9 protein-coding genes are annotated in these 8,794 nt (G+C 43.8%); 4 read left to right on the top strand and 5 right to left on the bottom strand.

Annotated elements, in window-relative coordinates:
• On the bottom strand, window positions 1-1,647 hold a 1,647-nt coding region (locus tag TW84_RS13110; protein ID WP_045976087.1), incomplete at its 3' end, for an Ig-like domain-containing protein.
• Between the two features lie 411 nt (window positions 1,648-2,058).
• On the opposite strand from TW84_RS13110, the gene TW84_RS13105 reads away from it, so the two are divergent.
• The 3 genes from TW84_RS13105 to TW84_RS13095 all read left to right on the top strand — a co-directional run bounded on the left by TW84_RS13105 (window position 2,059) and on the right by TW84_RS13095 (window position 4,435).
• Window positions 2,059-3,363: a TolC family outer membrane protein gene (locus TW84_RS13105; protein WP_045976086.1), complete on the top strand. Its 1,305-nt coding sequence runs from the start codon at window positions 2,059-2,061 to the stop codon at window positions 3,361-3,363.
• A 1-nt stretch (window position 3,364) separates the two neighbouring features.
• Window positions 3,365-3,976 carry an OmpA family protein gene (locus TW84_RS13100; RefSeq protein ID WP_084720232.1) on the top strand — a complete coding sequence of 204 codons (612 nt, stop codon included), beginning with the start codon at window positions 3,365-3,367 and terminating at the stop codon, window positions 3,974-3,976.
• A gap of 105 nt (window positions 3,977-4,081) precedes the next feature.
• The gene (locus tag TW84_RS13095) at window positions 4,082-4,435 is read left to right on the top strand and encodes a DUF2750 domain-containing protein (protein WP_045976084.1); all 354 of its coding nucleotides are present in this window, start codon (window positions 4,082-4,084) and stop codon (window positions 4,433-4,435) included.
• Window positions 4,436-4,500: 65 nt separating this feature from the next.
• Here TW84_RS13095 and queC read toward each other — a convergent pair whose 3' ends face one another.
• Together queC and queE are read right to left on the bottom strand one after the other, a co-directional pair.
• Window positions 4,501-5,196 carry a 7-cyano-7-deazaguanine synthase QueC gene (queC, locus tag TW84_RS13090; protein ID WP_045976083.1) on the bottom strand — a complete coding sequence of 232 codons (696 nt, stop codon included), beginning with the start codon at window positions 5,194-5,196 and terminating at the stop codon, window positions 4,501-4,503.
• 10 nt (window positions 5,197-5,206) lie between these two features.
• Window positions 5,207-5,857 carry a 7-carboxy-7-deazaguanine synthase QueE gene (queE, locus tag TW84_RS13085; protein ID WP_045976082.1) on the bottom strand — a complete coding sequence of 217 codons (651 nt, stop codon included), beginning with the start codon at window positions 5,855-5,857 and terminating at the stop codon, window positions 5,207-5,209.
• 176 nt (window positions 5,858-6,033) lie between these two features.
• Between queE and TW84_RS13080 the strand changes: the two genes are divergently transcribed.
• Window positions 6,034-6,840, top strand: a complete 807-nt coding sequence (locus tag TW84_RS13080) for a Cof-type HAD-IIB family hydrolase (RefSeq protein ID WP_045976081.1) — start codon at window positions 6,034-6,036, stop codon at window positions 6,838-6,840.
• Between the two features lie 29 nt (window positions 6,841-6,869).
• On the opposite strand, the gene TW84_RS13075 is transcribed toward TW84_RS13080, so the two are convergent.
• Window positions 6,870-8,297 carry a bifunctional NUDIX hydrolase/phosphatase PAP2 family protein gene (locus tag TW84_RS13075; RefSeq protein ID WP_045976080.1) on the bottom strand — a complete coding sequence of 476 codons (1,428 nt, stop codon included), beginning with the start codon at window positions 8,295-8,297 and terminating at the stop codon, window positions 6,870-6,872.
• 15 nt (window positions 8,298-8,312) lie between these two features.
• The gene (locus TW84_RS13070; RefSeq protein WP_045976079.1) at window positions 8,313-8,789 is read right to left on the bottom strand and encodes a GNAT family N-acetyltransferase; all 477 of its coding nucleotides are present in this window, start codon (window positions 8,787-8,789) and stop codon (window positions 8,313-8,315) included.
• Between the last annotated feature and the right edge of the window lie 5 nt (window positions 8,790-8,794).

Here is an 8,794-nt window from a genome sequence, read left to right as displayed (position 1 = left end):
AACAGGGTTAGAAAGGTTGAGACTGAAGGTTGCCACCTCACCTTCAGAGACGGTCCCTGCGCCTGTCACGGTTAAGTCTGGGCGATCGAATTCATCATTGATCGTGCCCACTCCGAATTCATTGAGATTAAAACTCTCACCACCCACTGTGGCACTCGCATTAGCATCCAAAGTAAAGCTTTCGATTGCTTCGAAGATGTCATCATTCACGGTTTCAACAGAGACTTGTATATTGGTCGCGTTGCCCGGGATGGAATAACTGCCATCTTGGTTCGTAATAGCAGTTTGAGTAACACCCGCTATCTGAAAACTGACATTGATTGTGTTTTCAGCAAAGTCAGCGGCTTGAGCAGTGTCACCATTGAGATTAAGTGAAAAATTGTACGTTACATCACCGTCAACATTGTTTGACAGCGCAATATCAAAGACAGCAGTGTTGCCTTCAAGCACAGCTGCATTGCTGACAGTGAGTTGCGGAACATCTGATTCATTACTGGTATTGTCCAAAATCACGGTGCTTACACTGCTGCTACCAGCACCATCTCCAACCAGACCGAACAGAGGCAAAACGTTAAGTTGGTAGTCTTCCGAACCTTCAAATGTTGTGTCTTGGTTCGTATTGACAGTAACACCAAGAGAAGTGACACCCGCTGGCACTTCTACCGTTCCATCAGCACCTACTATGAGCGCAATTCGCTGTGACGGAATAGAATTGTCAGAAGAGTTCAACACTTCGACGCCCATCCCTGCCAAATCCGTTCCTTCAGCTGAGCCCAAGGACAAAGTCAATTTTAACGTTGTGGCTTGATTTGACGATTTATCGAATTCTATGATATAGCCAGCTTGACTACCTTCGTTAACTTGAGCATCTCCTAAAACAGATATCGCCGGAATTGGGATGACATCAACATTAACGATGACAGTGTCCGTCCCACCATTACCGTCATCTACCGTTACCTCAAACGAGTCAGAACCGTCGTAATTTTCTTCGGGAATGTACTCCCATACTCCAGATATAGGGTTGATTGACACAGAGCCATTTGCGGGGGGGGAAGAAATTAAAAAAGTGAGGGAGTCATCGGGATTAGGATCAGTAGCAGTCACCTGCCCACCTACCGATGTATCTTCATTAGTTGTTACAGATATGTCGTTAGAAAAAGGGCTGCTGTTTGTGCTCTGGTCAGTAAATGTAGGGGCTTGCTGAAAGGACTGGTACTGTTCCAATAGAGTGAGGCTCTGAGTTCTGGAAATACCAAGGTTTTCGAGACCTTGAGTAACAAACTCTGTACGGGCGATAGTTTCATCACCTGTTCTAACGATGGAGTCGATCGTCGTTAGGCTCGAAGCTATTTGGCCGCCTGCGGCAGTTGCAAACTCATCACCCAACTGGGTTGGGTCTTGGCCTTGTTCCAGCGCCGCGATGATATCATCGATTTCGTTTGTTAGATCTTGGAGTTCAGAGCTGTCATCAATAATGCCAATGTTCACGTCGGCGACATTCTGATTGGGCTCGCCCACGGACATCACCAACTCGCCGGGTGCAACGACTTCGTTGCTATCTAACACGCGAACTTTGCCGTCCTTATCTATTGCAATAGCCCTTCCAGCAGTCAGGTTACCAATTGCCACATATGCACCAAATCCCATGATAAACCCCTAATCCTTTACAGCGACTCCCTTGTCAAAGTGATAGCCGGTAACGTAACGACACACGTTGACACTATGGACAAATTAACATCGACGATTTTCAAAACAAACCATTTTTGCTTATTGTGTTAACGACCTCAGCTAAATTGATTGCTATTTCGGAACCATTTTTTGAATCAACATCACGCCCTGTTAACCTCTAAATGCAGTTTTATGTTGCATTTTTACGCAGGCATTCAAACTCTCTAAGCCGCGTTTTGCTAACGATCAATTCCCCCAGTTCCTAAATAGAGGTTAGTCTTCATAAGCGGACAGTGTTATTTTATTGACGTCGCAGATTGATAATTCTCATAAATGAGACCTTAACTTTAAGTAATATCTCTCGTTCAGAGGTACCCAAGGAGCCCCATCGTGAATTGGAATAGGATTAAGTTGTTGAGTGTTGTTACGATGCTCTCTTTTCCAGCGCAGAGTCAAACACTAGAACAAGCAGTAGCTTATACAATAACAAACAACCCTGACATTAAAGCTTCGTACAACGAATATATGAGTAAGCTTTATGATGCGAAAGCATCATCAGGTGCGTACCTGCCTTCCATCGACTTAGATGCTGGTATTGGTTATGAAAAGGTCGATTTAGCTTCTGGGACAGAAGATGAACTGACCAGAAAAGAAGCTACGCTGAGTCTAACCCAGTTAATCTGGGATGGTTCAGCAACGCTCAATGATATGGATAGAACAGCAGCCGACGCTGAATCTGTCAGACTTCAGTTGCTCGCAGACTCACAAGATATTGCACTCGAAGTTACCGACATATATCTCAACGCAACCAAAGCCTATGAGGTGCTGGCCCTTTCTGAGAGTAATCTGGCTGTACATAAAGAAATTTATAGCGATATAAAGAAACGCGTCGACTCGGGTATTGGTTCGACTGCGGATCTCTCTCAAGTTGAAGCACGTCTTGCGAAAGCTCACAGTAACCTACTCGCTGCTCAAAACAACCTTTATGACATTCATACCCAATTCACGCGTATTGTTGGTCAATCACCTCAAGCTTTGATTTTTCCAAGAGCCGATGAATATGCGATTCCGTTTTCTATCGATGAAGCTCTGGACTTTGCTTTTAAAAATCACCCAGTGATTAAAGTCGCTCAATCTGACGTCGACTCAGCACGTTTTCAGTATGACCAGACTAAGGGGGTAAACTACCCAACCTTGTCCATCGAAGCTAACCAAATTTGGCGTGATGATGCTGGGGGAATACGCGGTAATAGCAACGAGTCTTCCGCCATGCTTCGGATGCGTTACAACTTGTACAACGGTGGTTCCGATTCTGATCGAACTGAGAGTGCAGCTTACCAACTCAACAAAGCGAAAGATTTTCGTGATCGTACATTCCGCAGCCTTGAAGAAGGACTGCGTCTATCATGGAGTGCACTGGATCTCACGTTGCAACAAAAAGAGTTTCTTGCCGATCAGGTTGATTCAGCATCTGAAACCGTTGTCGCCTATGAAAAGCAATACAAACTTGGCAAACGAACCTTGCTTGATCTTTTAAACACAGAGAACGAGCTTTTCGAGGCAAGGAAAGATTACCTAGATGCTAAGTACGCAGAGCAGTATGCAAAGTATCGAGTCATGAATGCTACCGGCGGTTTGCTAGCAGCATTGCGTGTAGACACCCCTGAGAATTGGAATAAGGCGGTTGAGTATTAATATGAAAAAATCACTTTTCACCCTTACCGCTGCTGCTTGTCTATTGTCTACTGCAACCCATGCTGATGACATCTATGACTACCGAAAAACTCCCGTACCACATCAGGTAGCTGACTTACTCGATGATGACAAAGACGGTGTTATCAACGCACGAGATTTGTGCCCTGATACTCCATTGGGCGCCGATATCGATAACGATGGATGTGGGACATATGTTAAATCAGAAGAAGAAATGAACCTTCATATTTTGTTCGAGAATGACTCCAGTAATATCCAACCTGCATTCCTAACTCAAATTCGCGAGATGGCCGATTTTCTAAAAATTTACCCATCTACGTCGATCGAGCTGCAAGGCTATGCTAGTAAAGTGGGTAGCCACAACCATAACATGGCATTATCACAACGTCGCGCGGAAGCAGTTGAAAGAGCTCTAGTCAATAATGGAGTCAGCCATACTAGGATAAGAATTGTCGGCTTCGGTGATACTAATCTTTCTGACGTAGGAGATGACGAAATCACACATGCGAAAAACCGCAAAGTCGTGGCAACTGTCGTCGGCCATCAAGGCAGTGTAAAGAAAGAGTGGACAATCTTTACTAAAAAAGCGAAGTAACAGGCCTCCTATTGATTTAAATGGGCATTCAATGTGCCCATTTTTATTCAGCTTTCATAGCAACAGTGGTAACCTATGCGCGATTCTACTTATGAGATAAATCCTATGAGCAAATTAACTGCTGATATTCGAGCTAACCTAGAGCTATTCGTATCTGAAACCAAAGCAAATAGCTTGGTTTGGGGCCTTCGCAATGAAGAAGGTTGGCTGTCTTGCGACTCTACGGAATTTGAAAACAGCGAAGTCATGCCATTCTGGTCTTCTAAGGAAGACGCTCAAGCACATAACGTGGAAGAGTGGTCAGATTTTGAGGTTTTGGAAATTCCACTAGATATCTTCGTTGAAGACTGGCTACTAACCCTAGCGGAAGATGGCGTTCTAGTTGGAACAAACTGGAATGCACAGCTAGAAGGCAAAGAGCTTGAGCCATCTGAGCTTGCGAAAATGTATCTGGATTAATCACTCCTGATTAGAACAACGCCCTCATTTGAGGGCGTTTTTGTACTAGCTATCTTAGAAAGGCTCTACACTTCACTACTTTGCTTACTGACTAACGAGGCCATAACAGCGTCTCTGTTGTCGATATAATCATTTAAACCCGTTTTTCTTAAATCACACGCGGGGCAATCTCCACAGCCATCACCGATGATGCCGTTGTAACACGTCAGTGTTTTTTCTCTCACCAACTGCAGTGCATCGTATTGGTCAGCCAGAGCCCAAGTTTCCGCCTTATTTAGCCACATCAGCGGCGTAACAATATCTAGATTACGATCCATACCTTGAACCAACGCACTGTTCATCGCTTTAACGAAGTCATTGCGGCAATCAGGGTAACCTGAGAAGTCCGTCTCACACACGCCAGTAATCACAGTCTGAGCACCAATTTGATAGGCGTAAATACCCGCTAAGGTCAGAAAAAGAATATTACGGCCAGGGACGAAAGAGTTAGGTAAGCCATTTTCCTGCAGCTCATGTGAAACCGGAATGTCATCACGAGTCAATGAGCTAATAGCAAGCTCGTTCAGCAAGCCCACATCCATCACTTTATGCGCTTTAACACCGAGCTCTTTTGCAAGGGCTTGAGCCACTTCAATTTCTAGTTTATGGCGCTGACCATAATCGAAAGTGATCGCGTGGACTTCATCAAAATTCTTAAGTGCCTGCACGAGACATGTAGTTGAATCTTGACCACCACTAAATACTACAACTGCTTTTTTCATTTCGTTTCCCTTACGCAATACTTAGATACTTGTGTGTCTGGATAGAGAGTCTCCAGTTACGCGCAATACAAGTATCAATACATAGCTGAGTGGCGCGTGGTTTCTGGCTGATCGGCTGTAGGGCAACGGTCGTACTTTCAGGCACGCCTGCTCGCTCAATCAAAGCATCGAGTTGCTCAATGTCTTTATCGGTCGCCACTGGGTGTTTAATCTCATTGGCTCGGAGTAAAGCACAGTCCAGAACTGGCAGTTTACCTTTCATTGCCACCTTTGGTGACACTGTCACCCAAGTATTTTCACTCGCAAAAACTGGTGATGTACCACTGGTTTCAATTTGACAAGAACATCCAAGCGCTTCAAATGCTTCTGTGAGCGGACGCAAGTCGTAAATGCATGGTTCACCGCCAGTAATCACAATATGCTTAGCCTGATAGCCTTGTTGACGATACTGCTCGATAATGTCATCTCCAGACACACTACACCATGTTGGTGAGTCTTCCGTTTTCGCGAGCACTTCCGCTAACGGGCGTTCGTCTTGAGGTGTCGCATCCCAGGTTTGTTTAGTATCACACCAAGCACATCCTACCGGACATATCTGTAGGCGAACAAACACTGAAGGAACGCCGGTAAATACGCCTTCACCCTGAATGGTTTCGAACATTTCGTTTATTTTGTACAACTTTGTCTCAGCCTAACTCATCTTCAATATTTTGCAGGAACGAGACCATAAATGACTGCACTGCGAAGGTCAACTAAATCAGAAATTGATCATTGCGATTCACTCATTTAATCTGCTTCTTTCTTTAGTGATAACTTTAAAAAGTTTTAGGTAAGTATATGTACAAGCTAATTGCTTTGGATATGGATGGCACCTTGCTAACTAGCAACAAATCCATTTCAGAAAGAACAAAAACCGCCATAGAAAAAGCGCGCGCTAAGGGAGTAAAAGTCGTTCTTGCTTCAGGCCGTCCACTCGCAGGCATGCAAGAGAAACTGACAGAGCTCGGCATTGAAGGAAACGATGAGTTTGTTGTTTTTTACAATGGAAGTACTGTTAAAGAAATTGGCTCTGGAAAAGTCATTCATCAAGCCTTCATCGATGGTCGGCGTGCGAAGCAAGTGGCGAAGCTTGCTAAAGAGCTAGGATTGTACTGTCATGCATTTAGTACTAAGCACGGCTTAATTACACCTGAAAATAACGAGTTTACTACCTTGGAATCTGACATTAACCAAGTACCGATTACGCAAATGGCGTTCGAATTATTAGAGGATGACCACCCTATCATCAAAGCCATGATCGTCGGTGAACCATCAAAACTTACGCAAGCTGCGAAAGCCATTCCAGATTTACTCCATCAGGAATTCACCATTGTGCAAAGTGCCCCGTTCTTCCTAGAATTTCTCAACCTTGAGAGTAATAAAGGCGTCGGTGTTAAAGCGATTGCAGACTACCTCGGTATTCATGCCAGCCAAGTTATTTGCATGGGAGACGCGGAGAATGATCATCACATGATTCGCTATGCGGGGCTCGGAGTCGCAATGGAAAATGCCATGGAACAAACTAAAGCCATCGCCGATCACATTACCACCAGCAATGATGATGACGGTGTCGCATTAGTCATCGAAAAATACATACTCAAGTAATACTGAAACGTTAATGCTAAAAGCTGCCATCAGGCAGCTTTTGCGAATTTCCTAACGCCCACCATAAACAGAGCCATAAGTACTGGATAACGAACTACATCCAAACCAAATGACAAAACACTGCTTCTAGAAACCAATATTTCACTGTATTCGAACAACCAAAATACCGCGACCATGGATAAGGTGATTGGAACAAGAAGCTCTGATGTAATTTTCTTTTCACGTTCGTCGGTTGTGTACATCACTCCTAATGCCGTAATCATAATACCTAACCAAACACCAAATACGGGAATCGGCCATACGAAGACCATGACTAGCCCAGCAGCAATCAACCCCAACCACGTTACTTTGGATTGTATCAAAGGCATCACCTCTGCTTCAGGTTTATTATCTAACCGAATCAGATGCCAGGCACACAAACCGCCAATCAGCAACCCAGTCACCATGTCGACAATAAAGTGCGTACCAGTGTAAAAACTGGAAATAGCCAGCCAAGTAATCAAGCTCACACCCACACCTACTAGATAATCTGGCCTGTTTTCCCTCATTTTATTGATTAGTAGAGTAATAACACACATCCAAACAGCAAATGGTAAGCTCGGCAAACTATAACCTGAGAACTGTGGCAAAACACTGCTCGCAAGATAAACTTGTGGCGGTGGAAGCTGAAACCCTTGTTTCGCTAGTAAAACAAGCAGTGAAGTAATGGTTACAGCGAAAAACACTTTATAGCTAAAATCTCGCCCAAATCGCCAATAAAGATAAGGAAAGAGAACCAGCAACATGAGCGGATGATTGAGTTGAAGGCTTAACTTAAATAGCTCTTCAACAATAGCTTCAGCACGGATTGGTAACTTATCTAGTAACAAACGGAACTCATTTAACCAAGCCAATTCCATTTGATGTAATTTCGGTGCAGATTCGACCAAGTTATCGACATATCGGACAGACTGAGGCGTTGCTTGTTCAAAGTATTCTGCAATCCGTTTAAGTTGTTCAGGGAATCGATATTCGTGCGCATTGATCATCTCAGGTGGGATTAGCATTGCTGACGCAATTTCAACGCCATAATGCGGTGCAAACCATATTGGCATCTGGTGTGCATCAAATGAGTCATCAATATGGAAAGCAAGGATCTCCGAATCCGAAATACAATCGTAATAGATAGTGTTGTTTCTCTGTCCTAGCACTTTATTGATTGAAACAACCAGCCCCGTTTCTTCCCAAGTTTCTCTTTGCGCTGCCAAATCTGGCTTTTCACCTTGTTTGACATTGCCTGCTGGTAGCCATGACTTACCCGTCAAGATTTCATTAACGAGCACTAATTTGTCGTCCGCACGAATGACACAAGCTGCTCCTTCGATTTCAGGTTGTTTTTGTTCTGCTAATAATAGAGACGAAAAAAATGAGAGTGAAAAAAACAAAAACACTCGTTCCAACTGCTTAAAAATGGCCATTTATTACTTCTTGATTTAATCCACTGGCTTGCGGAGCCAATGGATATGATGTTCGAAACCGAATTCTTTATAAAAATCTAAGGCAATGCTGTTAAAATGCCACACTTCAACAAATATCTGCTTGACACCGCAGTCGTCAAAGCGCTGCTCGATCAACTCACATAATTGTTTTGCGATCCCTGACTTACGACACTCAGGCAATACATAAAGTTCATCGATACTTCCCATTTGCACAGGTCTACTCACACTAGAAGTCAGCTCACAAAAATGACCAGATATAAACCCGACAATCCGTTGTTTATAATTAGCGACGAGTACGATACATTCAGGGTCATCTAAATATCGACCAATACTTTTTTCCTGCTCAATTTCCTCAGCAGGTTTAAAGTGCTCTGAACATTGGTTATGGTGCTCATCGTGTAGTCTGAACATCAGATCATTGAGCTGTTCCAAATCATGTGGTTGGGCTGCTCTAATTTTCACTTCTTGCATACTTT

Source organism: Vibrio neptunius (assembly GCF_000967495.1).
GTDB classification, from domain to species: Bacteria; Pseudomonadota; Gammaproteobacteria; order Enterobacterales; family Vibrionaceae; genus Vibrio; species Vibrio neptunius.
Note: the sequence above shows the minus strand (reverse complement) of the source record. Positions and strands in the feature narration are given on the sequence as shown.

What these genes read in the sequence shown, in the direction of transcription:
- TW84_RS13100 (WP_084720232.1), top strand. Translation starts at nt 3,365, where the DNA reads ATGAAAAAATCACTTTTCACCCTTACCGCTGCTGCTTGTCTATTGTCT.
- TW84_RS13095 (WP_045976084.1), top strand. Translation starts at nt 4,082, where the DNA reads ATGAGCAAATTAACTGCTGATATTCGAGCTAACCTAGAGCTATTCGTA.
- queC (WP_045976083.1), bottom strand. Translation starts at nt 5,196, where the DNA reads ATGAAAAAAGCAGTTGTAGTATTTAGTGGTGGTCAAGATTCAACTACA.
- queE (WP_045976082.1), bottom strand. Translation starts at nt 5,857, where the DNA reads ATGTTCGAAACCATTCAGGGTGAAGGCGTATTTACCGGCGTTCCTTCA.
- TW84_RS13080 (WP_045976081.1), top strand. Translation starts at nt 6,034, where the DNA reads ATGTACAAGCTAATTGCTTTGGATATGGATGGCACCTTGCTAACTAGC.
- TW84_RS13075 (WP_045976080.1), bottom strand. Translation starts at nt 8,297, where the DNA reads ATGGCCATTTTTAAGCAGTTGGAACGAGTGTTTTTGTTTTTTTCACTC.
- TW84_RS13070 (WP_045976079.1), bottom strand. Translation starts at nt 8,789, where the DNA reads ATGCAAGAAGTGAAAATTAGAGCAGCCCAACCACATGATTTGGAACAG.